An 18,211-nucleotide genomic window follows, 5' to 3' on the forward strand; every position below is an offset into this window, starting at 1 on the left:
TCAACCCGATCGCGATGGAAGAAGGTCTGCGCTTCGCAATTCGCGAAGGTGGCCGTACGGTCGGCGCTGGTGTCGTCGCCAAGATCATCGAGTAACGCCAGAGAGTTCTCGATAATCGGTTGTATCGGGGTTGGCGGTGTCGTCGACCCTGAATGGTTTAGGGGTATAGCTCAACTGGCAGAGCGTCGGTCTCCAAAACCGAAGGTTGGGGGTTCGATTCCCTCTGCCCCTGCCAACTATCGCGTCGTAGTGGCGCTTGTTAAGGTGTTATGGCGAATCCTTCCGTCGAAACTGTAAATACATCCGGCGACAAGTTGATGTTGATCGCAGGTGTGTTGCTGGTCTTGGCCGGGTTCGTGGGGTTCTTCTGGCTTAATGGCCAGGAATGGTACATCCGCGGAGTCGCCTTGGCTGTTGGTGCGATCGCGGGTGTCGCAGTCGCTCTTCTCTCGGCGCCTGGCAAGGGTTTCATCGCTTTCGCCAATGACTCGTACAAAGAGGTCCGCAAGGTAGTTTGGCCGAGTCGCAAAGAGGCGACCCAAACAACACTCGTGGTCTTCGGCTTCGTAGTCGTGATGGCTATCTTTCTCTGGGTTTGTGATAAATCCATTGAGTGGGCGATTTTCTCGGCGATTCTGGGTTGGAAATGATATGAGTGATACTCCGGCATCCCCGAGCGGCAAACGTTGGTACGTAGTGCACGCATATTCCGGTATGGAGAAGAGCGTGCAACGAGCGCTTCAGGAGCGCATCGAGCGGGCTGGTATGCAGGATCAGTTCGGCCAGATCCTCGTTCCAACAGAAGAGGTTGTTGAGGTAAAGGGCGGTCACAAATCAGTAACCGAACGTCGTTTTTTCCCGGGCTATGTTTTAGTCGAAATGGAAATGACAGACGAAACGTGGCACCTCGTGAAGAATACGGCGAAGGTGACCGGTTTCGTCGGCGGGGCGCGTAATCGGCCGAGCCCGATCTCCCCTCGGGAAGTTGAAAAGATCATGTCGCAGATGCAGGAGGGCGTGGAGAAGCCGCGTCCGAAGACCCTGTTTGAGGTAGGCGAGATGGTGCGGGTGAAAGAAGGCCCGTTCACAGATTTCAACGGCAGCGTCGAAGAAGTGAACTACGAAAAGTCGCGAGTCCGTGTTTCCGTTACAATCTTCGGCCGCGCAACGCCGGTCGAGTTGGAATTCGGCCAAGTCGAAAAGTTGTAGTCCAGATTTTACGGAACGCACCGGTAGGTGCGTTCCGTATTTCGTGCTTACGGTCCGCGTAATGGCCGTTGAGGAGCGTAACTAGCCAGTTTGTCGGCGAACACGCGCTACTACTCACTGAGCGTCCGCACGTAAGGCGACGTTCCAAAAGAGGTTCTCGAAATGGCAAAGAAAATTATCGGCTTTATCAAGCTGCAGATTCCTGCAGGTAAAGCCAACCCGTCGCCGCCGGTTGGTCCGGCACTGGGTCAGCGCGGCCTGAACATCATGGAGTTCTGCAAGGCGTTCAACGCACAGACTCAAGCGATGGAACCGGGTCTGCCGATTCCTGTCGTGATCACGGCATTCGCGGACAAGAGCTTCACGTTCGTTCTGAAGACGCCGCCGGCTACGGTTCTGATCAAGAAGGCAGCGAAGCTCGACAAGGGTTCGAGCAAGCCGCATACCGACAAGGTCGGCAAGATCACCCGCGCTCAAGCTGAAGATATCGCCAAGACCAAGATGCCCGATCTGACGGCTGCTGATCTGGCCGCAGCGGTTCGTACGATCGCTGGTAGCGCCCGCTCGATGGGCATCACTGTGGAGGGCGTGTAAATGGCTAAGCTTTCGAAGCGTCTGCAAGCATTTGCAGCCAAAGTGGATCGTCAGAAGCTGTACCCGATCGAAGACGCTCTGTCGCTCGTGAAGGAATGCGCAAGCGCGAAGTTCGACGAGTCGATCGACGTCGCCGTGCAACTCGGCATTGACGCAAAGAAGTCGGATCAAGTGGTTCGCGGCTCGGTCGTGCTGCCAGCTGGTACCGGTAAGTCGGTCCGCGTCGCTGTGTTCGCGCAGGGCGAAAAGGCTGAGCAGGCTCGTGCCGCTGGTGCTGACGTCGTCGGTATGGAAGACTTGGCCGAGCAGGTCAAGGCCGGGAACCTGAACTTTGACATCGTGATCGCTTCGCCGGACACGATGCGTATCGTCGGTACGCTCGGGCAAATCCTCGGCCCGCGTGGCCTGATGCCGAACCCGAAGGTTGGCACGGTCACGCCGGACGTCGCGACCGCGGTCAAGAACGCCAAGGCTGGTCAGGTTCAATTCCGTGTCGATAAGGCCGGCATTATCCACGCAACGATCGGCCGCGCTTCGTTCGAGCCGGCAGCACTGCGCAACAACCTGAATGCGCTGATCGAAGCGCTGCAGAAGGCGAAGCCGACAACGAGCAAGGGCGTGTATCTGCGCAAGGTCGCTCTGTCGAGCACGATGGGTGTTGGTGTTCGTGTCGACCAGACGTCGATCGCTGCCCAGTAAAGAATTTCGCCGCTCCGGCGCGAGTTGGGGCGGCGTTTAAGGGCTTTGGGCGGTTGCGAGGTGGCAGTCTGCATCGCGCGACCGGTTGTCAAAGACCGTTGGTGGGCACGCAGCAAGTAGGCGGGTCCTTAATGTAAAGCCAACGCAGATGGCGAACCCGAAAAGGTTTTGTAGTGATGAAGCCGTTGGATATCTGTAGCGATACGGATTTTTGATGGTCGAAATACTCCTGACTGGTCGGACGCCGTTATTGAACGCGGTACACAAGGCGCACGCCGCGTGTATCGAATCTGGAGGTTAACCGTGCCACTCAACAAAGAAAGCAAGCAGGCCGTCGTCGCTGAGGTTGCCGCGCAAGTCGCGAAAGCTCAGACCGTGGTTCTGGCTGAGTATCGTGGAATCGCGGTTGGCGATCTGACCAAGCTGCGCGCGAAAGCGCGTGAGCAACAGGTTTACCTTCGCGTGTTGAAGAACACGCTGGCGCGTCGCGCCGTCGAGGGTACCCCGTTTGCTCCGCTGGCAGAGCAGATGACTGGCCCCCTGATCTACGGCATCTCGGAAGATGCGATTGCTGCTGCTAAGGTCGTCAATGACTTCAGCAAGAGCAATGACAAGTTGGTCATCAAGGCTGGTTCCTACGAAGGCAAGGTGATGGACAAGGCTGGCGTGCAAGCGCTGGCAAACATCCCGAGCCGCGAAGAACTGCTCTCCAAGCTGTTGTACGTTATGCAGGCGCCTGTTTCTGGATTCGCGCGCGCTCTGGCCGCGCTGGCAGAAAAGAAGCAAGGCGAAGAAACCGCTGCGTAATGCACTTCAGTCGAGGCGTGATTGATCGCTGGCTGTATCCGAATTCAATTTAGGAGTATTTCAAATGGCAATCGCAAAAGAAGACATCCTCGAAGCCGTAGGCTCGATGTCGGTTCTGGAACTGAACGAGCTGGTCAAGGCGTTCGAAGAAAAGTTTGGCGTGTCGGCAGCTGCTGTTGCAGTGGCTGGCCCGGCAGGTGCAGCTGGCGGCGCTGCTGCTGCTGAAGAGCAGACCGAATTCACGGTCATCTTGGCTGAAACCGGTGCAAACAAGGTTTCGGTCATTAAGGCCGTTCGCGAACTGACGGGTCTCGGCCTGAAAGAAGCGAAGGATCTGGTCGACGGCGCACCGAAGCCCGTTAAGGAAGCGGTGCCGAAGGCTGCTGCTGAAGAAGCCAAGAAGAAGCTGGAAGAAGCCGGCGCGAAGGTTGAAATCAAGTAAGCTTCAACGCGCTGCGCGAAGGCTGGCGGTTTTTCACCGCCGGCCTTTTTGTGCTTTGTGGAGGACGCGTTTCTGCGGGTGTATGCCGGCAGGAATGTGATCCCAGAAGCCAAAGAAAAACGCCCACGGTAATATTGACCGGCATTTCTCTTTGTCTTCTGAAGCGACTGCAGAAGGCAAGTTTGGTCGGGTAGCGGGCAACACAGGCATCCGCTGCCGTCAGCCAGCGGTTGGTAGCGGCCAACCACCAAGCTTCTAGGCTCGTTCAAGCCATCGGACGGCCATCGGGTCTCAGTCGGTGAACACTCGGGTTGTCTCATCAAGGTATCCTGCCTCGACAACTATGCCCGCCGTGATTCGGAGATCGTATGCAATATTCCTTCACCGAGAAGAAGCGTATTCGCAAGAGTTTTGCGAAGCGCCCCATCGTTCACCAAGTACCTTTCCTGCTGGCTACCCAGCTTGAATCATTCAGCACGTTTCTGCAAGCAGATACGTCGTCTACGCAACGCAAGCCGGAAGGCCTGCAAGCTGCGTTTACTTCCGTTTTCCCGATCGTTTCGCATAACGGCTTCGCGCGTCTCGAGTTCGTCAGCTACATGCTGTCGCCGCCGGCGTTCAACATCAAGGAATGCCAGCAGCGCGGTCTGACGTACTGCTCGGCGCTGCGCGCCAAAGTGCGTCTAGTGCTGCTCGACAAGGAATCGCCGAGCAAGCCAGTCGTCAAGGAAGTGAAGGAACAGGAAGTGTACATGGGCGAAATTCCGCTCATGACGCCGACCGGTTCGTTCGTCATCAATGGCACGGAACGTGTGATCGTTTCGCAGCTGCACCGTTCGCCGGGCGTGTTCTTCGAACACGATAAGGGCAAGACGCACAGCTCGGGCAAGCTGCTGTTCTCGGCACGTATCATTCCTTACCGCGGTTCGTGGCTCGACTTCGAGTTCGACCCGAAGGACGTGCTGTACTTCCGCGTCGACCGTCGCCGCAAGATGCCGGTCACGATCCTGCTGAAGGCGATCGGCCTCACTCCGGAACAGATCCTCGCAAACTTCTTCGTGTTCGACAATTTCACGCTGATGCCGGAAGGCGCGCAGATGGAATTCGTGCCGGAGCGTCTGCGTGGCGAAGTTGCGCGTTTCGATATCACGGACCGCGACGGCAATGTGATCGTCCAGAAGGACAAGCGGATCAACGCCAAACACATTCGCGATCTCGACAACGCGAAGACCAAGTTCATCTCGGTCCCGGAAGATTATCTGCTCGGCCGCGTGCTCGCGAAGAATGTGATCGACGGCGATACCGGTGAAGTCATCGCGAACGCGAACGACGAGATCACCGAATCCGTGCTCGACAAGCTGCGCGAAGCGAAGATCAAGGACATCCAGACGCTCTACACGAACGATCTGGACCAAGGTCCGTACATCTCGTCGACGCTGCGCATCGACGAAACGGCCGACAGGATGGCCGCGCGGATCGCGATCTACCGCATGATGCGCCCAGGGGAGCCGCCGACTGAAGAAGCGGTCGAGGCACTGTTCAACCGTCTGTTCTACAGTGAAGAAGCGTACGACCTGTCGAAGGTGGGTCGTATGAAGTTCAATCGCCGCGTCGGCCGTGACGAAATCGTCGGCCCGATGACGCTGCAGGACGACGACATCCTCGCGACGATCAAGATCCTCGTCGAGTTGCGCAACGGCAAGGGCGAAGTGGACGACATCGACCACCTCGGCAACCGTCGTGTGCGTTGCGTCGGCGAACTCGCGGAGAACCAGTTCCGCGCGGGCCTCGTGCGCGTCGAACGTGCTGTGAAGGAACGTCTCGGCCAGGCCGAAAGCGAAAACCTGATGCCGCACGACCTGATCAACTCGAAGCCGATTTCCTCGGCGATCCGCGAGTTCTTCGGTTCGTCGCAGCTGTCGCAGTTCATGGACCAGACCAACCCGCTGTCGGAAATCACGCACAAGCGTCGTGTTTCTGCACTGGGCCCGGGCGGTCTGACTCGCGAACGCGCAGGCTTCGAAGTCCGCGACGTGCACCCGACCCACTACGGCCGCGTGTGCCCGATCGAGACGCCAGAAGGTCCGAACATCGGTCTGATCAACTCGCTTGCTCTGTACGCGCACCTGAACGAATACGGCTTCCTCGAAACGCCGTATCGCAAGGTTGCGGACGGCAAGGTCACCGATCAGATCGACTATCTGTCGGCGATCGAAGAAGGCCGTTACGTGATCGCTCAGGCGAACGCGGCAGTAGCCGACGACGGCACGCTGACCGACGAACTCGTGTCGTCCCGTGAAGCGGGCGAAACGCTGATGGTCACACCGGACCGCATCCAGTACATGGACGTGGCGCCGTCGCAGATCGTGTCGGTCGCAGCTTCGCTGATTCCGTTCCTCGAGCACGACGACGCGAACCGCGCATTGATGGGCTCGAACATGCAGCGTCAGGCCGTGCCGTGTCTGCGTCCGGAAAAGCCGGTCGTCGGTACGGGCATCGAGCGCACCGTGGCGGTCGACTCGGGCACGACGGTTCAGGCACTGCGTGGCGGTGTGGTCGATTACGTTGACGCGGGCCGTATCGTGATTCGCGTAAACGACGACGAAGCGGTTGCGGGTGAAGTCGGTGTCGACATCTACAACCTGATCAAGTACACGCGTTCAAATCAGAACACGAACATCAACCAACGTCCGATCGCGAAGATGGGCGACAAGGTTGCGCGTGGCGACGTGCTGGCTGACGGCGCATCGACCGATCTGGGCGAGCTCGCGCTCGGCCAGAACATGCTGATCGCGTTCATGCCGTGGAACGGCTATAACTTCGAAGACTCGATCCTGATATCGGAGAAGGTGGTTGCGGACGACCGCTACACGTCGATCCACATCGAAGAACTGAACGTCGTTGCTCGCGACACGAAGCTCGGACCGGAAGAAATCACGCGCGACATCTCGAACCTCGCGGAAGTGCAGCTTGGCCGTCTCGACGAGTCGGGCATCGTGTACATCGGCGCGGAAGTCGAGGCGGGCGACGTGCTGGTTGGCAAGGTCACGCCGAAGGGCGAAACCCAGCTGACGCCGGAAGAAAAGCTGCTGCGCGCGATCTTCGGTGAGAAGGCGTCGGACGTGAAGGACACGTCGCTGCGCGTGCCGTCGGGCATGAGCGGCACTGTGATCGACGTGCAGGTATTCACGCGTGAAGGCATCCAGCGCGACAAGCGCGCGCAACAGATCATCGACGATGAACTGAAGCGCTATCGTCTCGACCTGAACGACCAGCTGCGTATCGTGGAAGGTGATGCGTTCCAGCGTCTCGCACGTATGCTCGAAGGCAAGGTGGTGAACGGCGGTCCGAAGAAGCTCGCGAAGGGCACGAAGATCGACCGCGCTTACCTCGAAGATCTGGACCACTATCACTGGTTCGACATTCGCCTTGCGGATGAAGAAGCAGCGGCCCAGCTCGAAGCGATCAAGAACTCGATCGAAGAGAAGCGTCACCAGTTCGACCTCGCGTTCGAAGAGAAGCGCAAGAAGCTCACGCAAGGCGACGAACTGCCGCCGGGCGTGCTGAAGATGGTCAAGGTGTATCTGGCGGTGAAGCGCCGTCTGCAGCCTGGCGACAAGATGGCAGGCCGTCACGGTAACAAGGGTGTCGTGTCGAAGATCGTGCCGATCGAAGACATGCCGTACATGGCCGACGGCCGTCCGGCTGACGTCGTTCTGAACCCGCTCGGCGTGCCGTCGCGGATGAACGTGGGTCAGGTTCTCGAAGTGCATCTGGGTTGGGCCGCGAAGGGTCTCGGCTGGCGTATCGGCGAAATGCTGCAGCGTCAGGCGAAGATCGCTGAACTGCGCGAATTCCTGATCAAGATCTACAACGAATCGGGCCGCGCAGAAGAGCTGGACAGCTTCAGCGACGACGAAATCCTCGAACTGGCGAAGAACCTGCGCGAAGGCGTGCCGTTCGCAACGCCGGTGTTCGACGGTGCGACGGAAGAAGAAATGTCCCGCGCGCTGGATCTGGCATTCCCGGACGACATCGCTGAAAACCTCGGCATGACGCCGTCGAAGAACCAGGTGCGTCTGTTCGACGGCCGCACGGGCGAGATGTTCGAACGTACGGTGACGGTCGGCTACATGCACTACCTGAAGCTGCACCACCTGGTCGACGACAAGATGCACGCGCGTTCCACGGGCCCGTACTCGCTCGTCACGCAGCAGCCGTTGGGCGGTAAGGCGCAGTTCGGTGGCCAGCGTTTCGGTGAAATGGAAGTGTGGGCGCTCGAAGCGTACGGCGCATCGTACGTGCTGCAGGAAATGCTGACGGTGAAGTCCGACGACGTGACGGGCCGGACCAAGGTTTACGAGAACCTGGTCAAGGGCGATCACGTGATCGATGCCGGCATGCCTGAGTCGTTCAACGTGTTGGTGAAGGAAATCCGGTCGCTGGGTATCGACATCGACCTAGACCGGAACTAATCGGACTACTGGAGAGAAGCGATGAAAGCTTTGCTCGATCTATTCAAGCAAGTCCAACAACCTGAAGTTTTCGACGCGATCAAGATCGGTCTGGCCTCGCCGGACAAGATCCGTTCGTGGTCGTTCGGTGAAGTCAAAAAGCCGGAAACCATCAACTACCGCACCTTCAAGCCGGAGCGCGATGGTCTGTTCTGCGCGAAGATTTTCGGTCCGATCAAGGACTACGAATGCCTTTGCGGCAAGTACAAGCGCCTGAAGCACCGCGGCGTGATCTGCGAGAAGTGCGGCGTCGAAGTGACGCTTGCGAAGGTGCGTCGTGAGCGGATGGGCCACATTGAGCTGGCCTCGCCGGTCGCGCACATCTGGTTCCTGAAGTCGCTGCCGTCGCGTCTGGGCATGGTGCTCGACATGACGCTGCGCGACATCGAGCGCGTGCTGTACTTCGAAGCATACGTGGTGATCGATCCGGGCATGACGCCGCTCAAAGCGCGGCAGATCATGACCGAAGAGGATTACTACAACAAGGTCGAGGAATACGGCGACGAATTCCGTGCCGAGATGGGTGCGGAAGGTATTCGCGAACTGCTGCGCGCGATCAACATCGACGAGCAGGTCGAGCTGCTGCGCACGGAGCTCAAGAACACCGGCTCGGAAGCGAAGATCAAGAAGTACGCGAAGCGCCTGAAAGTGCTCGAGGCGTTCCAGCGTTCGGGCATCAAGCCGGACTGGATGGTCCTCGAAGTGCTGCCGGTGCTGCCGCCGGAACTGCGTCCGCTCGTCCCGCTCGACGGCGGCCGTTTCGCGACGTCGGACCTGAACGACCTGTATCGCCGCGTGATCAACCGTAACAACCGGTTGAAGCGTTTGCTCGAGCTGAAGGCGCCTGAAATCATCGTCCGCAACGAAAAGCGGATGCTGCAGGAAGCCGTCGACTCGCTGCTCGACAACGGCCGTCGCGGCAAGGCGATGACCGGTGCGAACAAGCGTCCGCTGAAGTCGCTCGCGGACATGATCAAGGGTAAGGGCGGTCGCTTCCGTCAGAACCTGCTCGGTAAGCGTGTCGACTACTCTGGCCGTTCGGTGATCGTGGTCGGCCCGACGCTGAAGCTGCATCAGTGCGGTCTGCCGAAGCTGATGGCGCTCGAACTGTTCAAGCCGTTCATCTTCAACAAGCTCGAAGTGATGGGTGTCGCTACCACCATCAAGGCTGCGAAGAAGGAAGTCGAGAACCAGACACCGGTGGTGTGGGACATCCTCGAAGAGGTGATCCGCGAACATCCGGTCATGCTGAACCGTGCGCCGACGCTGCACCGTCTCGGCATCCAGGCTTTCGAGCCGGTGCTGATCGAAGGTAAGGCAATCCAGCTGCATCCGCTCGTTTGCGCGGCGTTCAACGCCGACTTCGACGGTGACCAGATGGCCGTTCACGTGCCGCTGTCGCTCGAAGCTCAGATGGAAGCGCGCACGCTGATGCTCGCGTCGAACAACGTGCTGTTCCCGGCTAACGGCGATCCGTCGATCGTGCCGTCGCAGGATATCGTGCTCGGCCTGTACTACGCGACGCGTGAAGCGGTGAACGGCAAGGGCGAAGGGCTGACGTTCACGGGCGTGTCGGAAGTGCTGCGCGCGTACGAGAACAAGGAAGTCGAACTGGCCTCGCGCGTCAACGTGCGGATCACCGAAATGGTCCACAACGAAGACAAGTCGGAAGGCGCGCCGGCGTTCGTGCCGCAGATCACGCTGTATGCGACCACGGTTGGCCGCTCGATCCTGTCGGAAATCCTGCCGCCGGGTCTGCCGTTCTCGGTGCTGAACAAGCCGCTGAAGAAGAAGGAAATCTCGCGTCTGATCAACACCGCGTTCCGCAAGTGCGGTCTGCGTGAGACGGTGATTTTCGCCGACCAACTGATGCAATCGGGCTTCCGTCTGGCAACGCGCGCTGGTATTTCGATCTGCGTCGACGACATGCTCGTACCGCCGCAGAAGGAAACCATCGTTGGCGACGCCGCGAAGAAGGTGAAGGAATACGACCGTCAGTACATGTCGGGTCTCGTCACCGCGCAGGAGCGCTACAACAACGTGGTCGACATCTGGTCGGCGACGTCGGAAGCGGTCGGCAAGGCAATGATGGAACAGCTGTCGACGGAACCGGTCACGGACCGCGACGGCAACCAGACGCGTCAGGAGTCGTTCAACTCCATCTACATGATGGCGGACTCAGGCGCTCGTGGTTCCGCGGTTCAGATCCGTCAGCTGGCCGGTATGCGCGGTCTGATGGCGAAGCCGGACGGCTCGATCATCGAGACGCCGATTACGGCGAACTTCCGCGAAGGTCTGAACGTGCTGCAGTACTTCATCTCGACCCACGGTGCACGTAAGGGTCTGGCTGATACGGCACTGAAAACCGCGAACTCGGGTTACCTGACGCGTCGTCTCGTCGACGTGACGCAGGATCTGGTCGTCGTCGAGGAAGATTGCGGCACGTCGAACGGCGTGGCGATGAAGGCGCTCGTGGAAGGCGGTGAAGTGGTCGAAGCGCTGCGTGACCGTATCCTGGGTCGCGTGGCCGTGGCTGACATCGTCAACCCGGAATCGCAGGAAACGCTGTTCGAAGCGGGCACGCTGCTCGACGAAGACGCGGTCGAAGACATCGAACGCCTCGGCATCGACGAAGTGCGCGTGCGCACGCCGCTTACCTGCGAAACGCGCTACGGTCTGTGCGCGGCCTGCTACGGTCGCGACCTCGGCCGCGGCTCGCTCGTGAACGTCGGCGAAGCGGTCGGCGTGATCGCGGCGCAGTCGATCGGTGAACCGGGCACGCAGCTCACGATGCGTACGTTCCACATCGGTGGCGCGGCGTCGCGTGCGGCGGTGGCTTCGTCGGTCGAAGCGAAGTCGAACGGTACGGTGCGTTTCACGTCGACGATGCGTTACGTCACGAATGCGAAGGGCGAGCAGATCGTCATCTCGCGTTCGGGTGAAGCGATGATCACCGACGATCACGGCCGCGAACGCGAGCGTCACAAGGTGCCGTACGGCGCAACGCTGCTGCAGCTCGACGGTGCGCAGATCAAGGCTGGCACGCAACTGGCCACGTGGGATCCGATGACGCGTCCGATCATCACCGAGTACGGTGGTACGGTGAAGTTCGAGAACGTCGAGGAAGGCGTGACGGTCGCGAAACAGATCGACGACGTGACGGGTCTGTCCACGCTCGTCGTGATCGACGTGAAGCGTCGTGGTTCGCAGGCGTCGAAGACGGTGCGTCCGCAGGTCAAGCTGCTCGATGCGAACGGCGAGGAAGTGAAGATCCCGAACACCGAGCACTCGGTGCAGATCGGCTTCCAGGTCGGTGCGCTGATCACCGTGAAGGACGGTCAGCAGGTGCAGGTTGGCGAAGTGCTCGCACGTATCCCGACCGAATCGCAGAAGACGCGTGACATTACCGGTGGTCTGCCGCGTGTGGCGGAACTGTTCGAAGCACGTTCGCCGAAGGACGCGGGTATCCTGGCGGAAGTCACGGGTACGACGTCGTTCGGTAAGGACACGAAGGGCAAGCAGCGTCTCGTTATCACGGACCTCGAGGGCAACCAGCACGAGTTCCTGATCGCGAAGGAAAAGCAGGTTCTGGTGCACGATGGTCAGGTCGTCAACAAGGGCGAAATGATCGTCGACGGACCGGCGGATCCGCACGACATCCTGCGTCTGCAGGGCGTCGAGGCGCTGTCGCGCTACATCGTGGACGAAGTGCAGGACGTGTACCGTCTGCAAGGCGTGAAAATCAACGACAAGCACATCGAAGTGATCGTGCGTCAGATGCTGCGCCGCGTGCAGATTTCGGACAACGGCGACACGCGTTTCATCCCGGGCGAACAGGTCGAGCGGTCGGACATGCTCGACGAGAACGACCGTATGATCGCGGAAGACAAGCGTCCGGCAACGTACGAAAACGTGCTGCTCGGTATCACGAAGGCGTCGCTGTCGACCGATTCGTTCATCTCCGCGGCGTCGTTCCAGGAAACGACCCGCGTGCTGACCGAAGCGGCGATCATGGGCAAGCGCGACGACCTGCGTGGCCTGAAGGAAAACGTGATCGTCGGCCGTCTGATTCCGGCCGGTACGGGTCTCGCGTTCCACAAGGCGCGTAAGAGCAAGGAACTGGCCGACCGGGAGCGTTTCGATCAGATCGCAGCGGAAGAGTCGTTCGAATTCGGGACGCCGGAAACCCCGGCTGCCGAACAGCAGCACTCGGGCGAGTAAGTGTTGGCGGCGCAAGCCGCCTTACCTGACGAGTCACGAAAGCCGCTCAGTTTCGACTGAGCGGTTTTTTTTTGCTCTTTTTGCGCGTGCATCGGTGCTACGTGCCGGAGCAGTCCTACTAGGCCCGATGGCTAACGTTGTCGCAAAGCGCGGGCGCGGCACGAATGCGTTGGTAAAATTCGTCTCACCGCCTGCGTGCCTTTCCTTCGCCGTCTCTCTCAAATACATGTCCCGACCGCTCGAAATCCTCAATGAAGTCTTTGGTTATCCCGCGTTCAGAGGGCAGCAGGGCGAAATTGTCGAGCACGTCGCCGACGGTGGCGATTGCCTTGTGCTGATGCCGACGGGCGGCGGCAAATCGCTGTGCTATCAGATCCCGTCGCTGGTGCGGCGCGAATGCGGCTTTGGCACCGGCATCGTGGTGTCGCCGCTGATCGCGCTGATGCAGGATCAGGTGGCCGCGCTGACCGAAGTCGGCGTGCGGGCCGCGTACCTGAACTCAACGTTGTCGAGCGCGGAGGCGGTGGCCACCGAGCGGGCGCTCCGCGACGGCGACCTCGATCTGCTCTACGTCGCACCGGAGCGGCTGATGACGCCGCGCTTCCAGGAACTGCTCGAACGCACGCGCATCGGTCTTTTCGCGATCGACGAAGCGCACTGCGTGTCGCAATGGGGACACGATTTCCGGCCCGAATATATCCAGCTGTCGGTGCTGCACGAGCGCTTTCCGAATGTCCCGCGCATCGCGCTGACGGCGACCGCCGACGCGATCACGCGCGACGAAATCATCCACCGTCTCGCGCTCGAGGATGCGCGCGTATTCGTGTCGAGTTTCGATCGGCCGAACATCCGCTATCGCATCGCCGAAAAAGACAACGCGCGCACGCAACTGCTCGACTTCATTCGCGCCGAGCATACGAAAGCCGACGGCACGACCGACGCGGGCGTCGTTTATTGCCTGTCGCGCCGCAAGGTCGAGGAAACCGCGGAGTGGCTGAAGGAAAAGGGCATGCGCGCGCTGCCGTACCACGCCGGCATGGAGTTCGAGGTGCGCCAGAAACATCAGGAGATGTTCCAGCGCGAGGAAGGCATCGTGATGTGCGCGACGATTGCGTTCGGCATGGGCATCGACAAACCCGACGTGCGGTTCGTCGCGCATCTGGATTTGCCCAAGAGCGTGGAAGGGTACTACCAGGAAACCGGCCGCGCGGGCCGCGACGGACTGCCGTCGAACGCGTGGATGGCCTACGGGCTCGGCGACGTCGTGCAGCAGCGCAAGATGATCGACGAATCCGAAGCAGACGACGCGCACAAGCGCGTCCAGACCGGCAAGCTCGACGCGCTGCTCGGTTTGTGCGAAACGGCGACTTGCCGGCGGGTGCGCCTGCTCGCGTACTTCGGCGAAACGAGCGAACCGTGCGGCAACTGCGATAACTGTCTCGAGCCGCCGCCGACCTCGGATGCGACGCGCGAGGCTCAGATGGCGCTGTCGTGCGTGTTTCGCGCGCAGCGTGCGAGCGGCTTTCATTTCGGCGCCGGACACCTGATAGATATTTTGCGTGGCAACCGCAGCGAAAAAATCTTGCAGCGCGGCCACGAGAAGCTGACCACGTTCGGTATCGGCGCGGCGCTCGGTGAGCCGGAGTGGCGCGCGATCTTCCGCCAACTCGTCGCGTTCGGTTACCTGACGGTCGACCACGAGGGCTTCGGTTCGCTCGTGCTGACGGAGGCGAGCAAGCCGGTGCTCAAGGGCGAGCAGAAGGTGACGATGCGCCGCTACGTCAAGCCGACACGCACGCGTCAATCGTCGGGTCGTACGAGCGAGCGCGCGGATCCGACCGTCGGCATGGGCCCTCGCGAGCGGGCCCGCTGGGAGCGTCTACGCATGTGGCGCACAGAAACCGCAAAGAGCGACGGAGTGCCGGCTTATGTGATTTTCCATGACGCGACGCTCGCAGAAATCGCCCGTCTCGGCCCCCATTCGATCGACGATCTGCGCGGGATTCCGGGCATGGGGGCGCGTAAACTGGGCCGTTTCGGCGACGAATTGCTGCACGTCGTAGCGGCAGACTGACGTCGTCGGACTGTTTAGCCGGATTGAGAGGGGGCGAAACACCGCAACTTGTTGACTCTCTTAGTATTTTCGGAATATTATGCTAGGTTCCGGTTCTTGGAATGCCTACGCGCAACTTCAGTTCGTGCGTGAGCGGGCCAGCCGGGAAGTTCGATGCGCGGGCGTTTCCGCTTTGCCCGGAAACCGATGCGTCGATTTTCTTCAATTTCAGGAATAAACAATGCCAACCATCAATCAACTGGTTCGCAAAGGCCGCACGTCGGAAACGACGAAGAGCAAGAGCCCGGCTTTGCAGGACTGCCCCCAGCGTCGCGGCGTGTGCACCCGTGTGTACACCACGACGCCGAAGAAGCCGAACTCGGCACTCCGTAAGGTCGCCAAGGTTCGTCTGACGAACGGCTTCGAAGTCATTTCGTACATCGGTGGTGAAGGCCACAACCTGCAGGAACACTCGGTCGTGCTGATTCGCGGCGGCCGTGTGAAGGACTTGCCGGGTGTGCGTTACCACATGGTTCGCGGCTCGCTGGATACCCAGGGCGTCAAGGATCGTAAGCAGGCTCGCTCGAAGTACGGTGCGAAGCGTGCCAAGGCTGGCAAGTAATTAGCCGGTCGATCGTAGTTTCGGGTCGCCTGCAAAGGCGGTAATAGCGATGGTGCCGGAATCGCCGGTGCTATCGAGTAAGTGGTCACCCGACCAGGCTGGTTAGTCTTACGGATGAATCGGGTTAGTTGGTGGCCGCGGGGCTGTAAACAGCTCCAACTGAAAAGGTAAAGGAAGAAACATGCCGCGTCGTCGCGAAGTCCCCAAGCGGGAAGTGTTGCCGGATCCGAAGTTTGGCAACGTTGATGTAGCAAAATTCATGAACGTGCTGATGCTCTCAGGCAAGAAGTCGGTTGCCGAGCGTATCGTGTACGGCGCTTTCGAGCAGATCCAGACCAAGGGTGGCAAGGACCCGCTGGAAGTGTTCACGGTCGCGCTCAACAACGTCAAGCCGGTGGTCGAAGTGAAGAGCCGCCGCGTTGGTGGTGCGAACTATCAGGTTCCGGTCGAAGTGCGCCCGTCGCGTCGTATGGCATTGGCGATGCGTTGGCTGCGTGAAGCCGCGAAGAAGCGCAGCGAGAAGTCGATGGCCCTGCGTCTGGCAGGTGAGCTCTCCGAAGCGGCCGAAGGCCGTGGCGGCGCGATGAAGAAGCGCGACGAAGTTCACCGGATGGCAGAAGCCAACAAGGCGTTCTCGCACTTCCGTTTCTAAGCTTCCCGATCCCGGGTTTAGCGGAAAACGGAAAGAAATTCCGGGCGGGTGCGCTTCAAAGGCGCCTCGCCCGTTTGTGTTACAGCGCGATGGGCATCTCTCGCATCGCGTCATCCCAATAGAGGATCAAAGTGGCTCGCAAGACTCCTATCGAGCGCTACCGTAACATCGGTATTAGCGCTCACATCGACGCCGGCAAAACGACGACGACCGAGCGCATTCTGTTCTACACGGGCGTGAACCACAAGATTGGTGAAGTTCACGACGGCGCTGCCACCATGGACTGGATGGAGCAGGAGCAGGAGCGCGGCATCACGATTACTTCCGCTGCTACCACGGCATTCTGGAAAGGCATGGCGGGCGACCGCGCCGAACACCGCATCAACATCATCGACACGCCGGGTCACGTCGACTTCACGATTGAAGTCGAGCGCTCGATGCGCGTGCTCGACGGCGCGTGCATGGTGTACTGCGCTGTGGGCGGCGTGCAGCCCCAGTCGGAAACCGTGTGGCGTCAGGCTAACAAGTACAAGGTTCCCCGTCTCGCGTTCATCAACAAGATGGACCGTACCGGCGCGAACTTCTTCAAGGTCTACGACCAGCTCAAGCTGCGTCTGAAGGCGAACCCGGTTCCGGTCGTCGTGCCTATCGGCGCGGAAGAGAACTTCACGGGGGTCGTCGATCTGATGAAGATGAAGGCGATCATTTGGGACGACGCGTCCCAAGGCACCAAGTTCTCGTACGAAGACATCCCGGCAGAGCTCGTCGACACATGCAACGAATGGCGTGAAAAGATGGTCGAAGCCGCGGCGGAAGCGAACGAAGACATGATGAACAAGTACCTCGAGTCGGGTGAGCTGACCGAAGAGGAAATCATCAAGGGTCTGCGCGACCGTACGATCGCATGCGAAATCCAGCCGATGCTGTGCGGCACCGCGTTCAAGAACAAGGGTGTGCAGCGGATGCTGGACGCCGTGCTCGACTTCCTGCCGTCGCCGATCGACATCCCGCCGGTTACCGGCGAGCTGGAAAACGGTGAAAAGGGCGAGCGCCGCGCTGCAGACGACGAAAAGTTTTCGGCACTGGCATTCAAGATCATGACCGACCCGTTCGTCGGACAACTGATCTTCTTCCGTGTGTACTCTGGCGTTGTGAATTCGGGCGACACCCTGCTGAACGCGACCAAGGACAAGAAGGAACGTCTGGGCCGTATTCTGCAGATGCACGCGAACCAGCGCGAAGAAATCAAGGAAGTGCGCGCAGGCGACATCGCTGCTGCGGTGGGCCTGAAGGACGCGACCACGGGCGACACGCTGTGCGATCCGACGAGCCCGATCGTGCTGGAGCGCATGGTTTTCCCGGAACCCGTGATTTCGCAGGCTGTTGAGCCGAAGACGAAGCCGGACCAGGAAAAGATGGGTCTGGCTCTGAACCGTCTGGCGCAGGAAGATCCGTCGTTCCGCGTTCAAACGGACGAAGAATCGGGTCAAACCATTATTTCGGGCATGGGCGAGCTCCACTTGGAAATTCTGGTCGACCGGATGAAGCGTGAGTTCGGCGTCGAAGCAACGGTTGGCAAGCCGCAGGTGGCTTACCGCGAAACGATTCGCGGCAAGGCGGAAGACGTTGATGGCAAGTTCGTCAAGCAGTCGGGTGGTCGCGGCCAGTACGGTCATGCGGTCATCACGCTCGAGCCGAACGAGCAAGGCAAGGGCTACGAGTTCCTGGACGAGATCAAGGGCGGTGTGATTCCGCGTGAATACATCCCGGCAGTCGACAAGGGTATCCAGGAAACGCTGAAGGCCGGCGTGCTGGCGGGGTTCCCGGTCGTGGACGTGAAGGTTCACCTGACGTTCGGTTCCTACCACGACGTCGACTCGAACGAAAATGCGTTCCGCATGGCCGGTTCGATGGCGTTCAAGGAAGCGATGCGCAAGGCACAGCCGGTCATCCTCGAACCGATGATGGCTGTCGAAGTCGAAACGCCGGAAGACTACATGGGCAACGTGATGGGCGACCTCTCTGGCCGTCGCGGTATTGTTCAGGGCATGGATGACATGGTTGGCGGCGGCAAGATCGTTCGCGCCGAAGTGCCGCTGTCGGAAATGTTCGGCTACTCGACGTCGCTTCGTTCGCTGACGCAGGGTCGCGCAACGTACACGATGGAGTTCAAGCACTACGCTGAAGCTCCGCGTAACGTGTCGGAAGCGATCATCAACGCGAAGTCGAAGTAATCGCGCGGCAAAGTCATTCAACGATTAACTTTCTGAAAGAAGAGAAACATGGCTAAAGGTAAATTCGAACGGACCAAGCCGCACGTGAACGTGGGCACGATCGGTCACGTTGACCACGGCAAGACCACGCTGACGGCAGCGATCACGACGGTTCTGACGCAGAA

General features: G+C 59.9%; 14 protein-coding genes and 1 tRNA gene. All 15 read left to right on the forward strand.

Translation table 11 applies throughout. The features are described from left to right. Window positions 1-95: EF-Tu C-terminal domain-related protein (locus HDG39_RS33640; RefSeq protein ID WP_484418525.1), on the forward strand; the 95-nt coding region annotated here is incomplete at its 5' end. 64 nt (window positions 96-159) lie between these two features. Next, window positions 160-235, forward strand: a tRNA-Trp gene (locus HDG39_RS33645). A gap of 34 nt (window positions 236-269) precedes the next feature. Continuing rightward, window positions 270-650: a preprotein translocase subunit SecE gene (gene secE, locus HDG39_RS33650; RefSeq protein WP_184012493.1), complete on the forward strand. Its 381-nt coding sequence runs from the start codon at window positions 270-272 to the stop codon at window positions 648-650. A 1-nt stretch (window position 651) separates the two neighbouring features. After that, window positions 652-1,209 (forward strand): transcription termination/antitermination protein NusG, encoded by a 558-nt coding sequence (nusG, locus tag HDG39_RS33655; RefSeq protein WP_075303275.1) that lies wholly within the window; start codon window positions 652-654, stop codon window positions 1,207-1,209. A gap of 162 nt (window positions 1,210-1,371) precedes the next feature. Then, window positions 1,372-1,803 carry a 50S ribosomal protein L11 gene (gene rplK, locus HDG39_RS33660; RefSeq protein ID WP_018420141.1) on the forward strand — a complete coding sequence of 144 codons (432 nt, stop codon included), beginning with the start codon at window positions 1,372-1,374 and terminating at the stop codon, window positions 1,801-1,803. Continuing rightward, a complete protein-coding gene (gene rplA, locus HDG39_RS33665; RefSeq protein ID WP_018420142.1) occupies window positions 1,804-2,502 on the forward strand; it encodes a 50S ribosomal protein L1 in 699 nt (232 codons plus the stop codon). It begins immediately after the preceding gene. Between the two features lie 303 nt (window positions 2,503-2,805). Then, the gene (rplJ, locus tag HDG39_RS33670) at window positions 2,806-3,309 is read left to right on the forward strand and encodes a 50S ribosomal protein L10 (RefSeq protein WP_008922978.1); all 504 of its coding nucleotides are present in this window, start codon (window positions 2,806-2,808) and stop codon (window positions 3,307-3,309) included. Between the two features lie 64 nt (window positions 3,310-3,373). Then, a complete protein-coding gene (rplL, locus tag HDG39_RS33675; protein WP_018420143.1) occupies window positions 3,374-3,751 on the forward strand; it encodes a 50S ribosomal protein L7/L12 in 378 nt (125 codons plus the stop codon). A 368-nt stretch (window positions 3,752-4,119) separates the two neighbouring features. After that, window positions 4,120-8,226 (forward strand): DNA-directed RNA polymerase subunit beta, encoded by a 4,107-nt coding sequence (gene rpoB, locus HDG39_RS33680; RefSeq protein WP_018420144.1) that lies wholly within the window; start codon window positions 4,120-4,122, stop codon window positions 8,224-8,226. Between the two features lie 21 nt (window positions 8,227-8,247). Beyond that, entirely contained in the window at window positions 8,248-12,486 is a 4,239-nt protein-coding gene (gene rpoC, locus HDG39_RS33685) for a DNA-directed RNA polymerase subunit beta' (protein ID WP_184012495.1), read from the forward strand. Window positions 12,487-12,712: 226 nt separating this feature from the next. After that, on the forward strand, window positions 12,713-14,560 hold the full coding sequence (recQ, locus tag HDG39_RS33690; RefSeq protein WP_184012497.1) for a DNA helicase RecQ: 1,848 nt from the start codon (window positions 12,713-12,715) through the stop codon (window positions 14,558-14,560). A gap of 220 nt (window positions 14,561-14,780) precedes the next feature. After that, window positions 14,781-15,161, forward strand: a complete 381-nt coding sequence (rpsL, locus tag HDG39_RS33695) for a 30S ribosomal protein S12 (RefSeq protein WP_006053290.1) — start codon at window positions 14,781-14,783, stop codon at window positions 15,159-15,161. Window positions 15,162-15,342: 181 nt separating this feature from the next. Next, on the forward strand, window positions 15,343-15,813 hold the full coding sequence (gene rpsG, locus HDG39_RS33700; RefSeq protein WP_006053291.1) for a 30S ribosomal protein S7: 471 nt from the start codon (window positions 15,343-15,345) through the stop codon (window positions 15,811-15,813). A 131-nt stretch (window positions 15,814-15,944) separates the two neighbouring features. Next, a complete protein-coding gene (fusA, locus tag HDG39_RS33705) occupies window positions 15,945-18,047 on the forward strand; it encodes an elongation factor G (protein WP_090802169.1) in 2,103 nt (700 codons plus the stop codon). Window positions 18,048-18,095: 48 nt separating this feature from the next. Then, on the forward strand, window positions 18,096-18,211 hold a 116-nt coding region (locus HDG39_RS33710), incomplete at its 3' end, for a GTP-binding protein (protein ID WP_029972183.1).

Origin of the sequence: Paraburkholderia lebeckiae, assembly GCF_014201005.1 — a bacterium.
GTDB lineage: Bacteria > Pseudomonadota > Gammaproteobacteria > Burkholderiales > Burkholderiaceae > Paraburkholderia > Paraburkholderia tuberum.